Raw genomic sequence first — 631 nt, 5'->3', positions numbered from 1 at the left:
GCGCGCGCGGCAAGCTCTTCGGGTGTGAGGGTGCCATCTGATACGACAGAGTGGCAGTGCAGGTCGGCGTTGAAGGGTGTAGGCACCTGGCCATTGTAGAACTGGGCAGGCTTTGGCGTGGCCCCGGCCAAGGGGGTTTGGACGCAGGCTCTGGGGTCAGCAAAAATTGCCGAAAATGTAATTAAAAGTAGAATTCGCGCCGGCGCAGCACTGGCCCAAACGGGTGCTTTTGGCCTTTATCTTCTGGAAACTACGATGAACTTCAACCACATGCCCGTGGCGCGCAAGCTCTGGGCGATCATTTTGGGCTTGATGCTGGCGATGCTGGCACTCGCCTTCGGCCTGCTCTACAACATGGCGCAGGTGAATGCGGAGGTGGAGCGCAACGTGCAGTACAACGAGGACCGCATCATCCTGGCGCTGCGCTGGAAGGGCCTGAGCCAGTTGAGCGTCGAGCGCGCCATCGTCAGCGCCATCTCGTCGGACGACTACCTGGCCGACCAGATGGCTCAGCTCATGAAAGAGGGCATCGAAGGCATCACCGAACTCCAGAACAAGGTGACGGCCGTCGCGTTCTCCAGCGAAGACAAGCAGCAGCTCGAGCGCCTCGCCGCTGAGCGCGCGCTGGTGC

General features: G+C 60.9%; 1 protein-coding gene. It reads left to right on the top strand.

Annotated elements, in window-relative coordinates:
- Positions 1–255: 255 nt before the first annotated feature.
- Positions 256–631, top strand: a 376-nt coding sequence (locus QZH66_RS17975; RefSeq protein WP_305807171.1) for a hypothetical protein, incomplete at its 3' end; no start/stop codon positions are given.

Origin of the sequence: Stenotrophomonas sp. YIM B06876 (genome assembly GCF_030711595.1) — a bacterium.
Classification (GTDB): domain Bacteria; phylum Pseudomonadota; class Gammaproteobacteria; order Xanthomonadales; family Xanthomonadaceae; genus Stenotrophomonas.
Note: the sequence above shows the minus strand (reverse complement) of the source record. Positions and strands in the feature narration are given on the sequence as shown.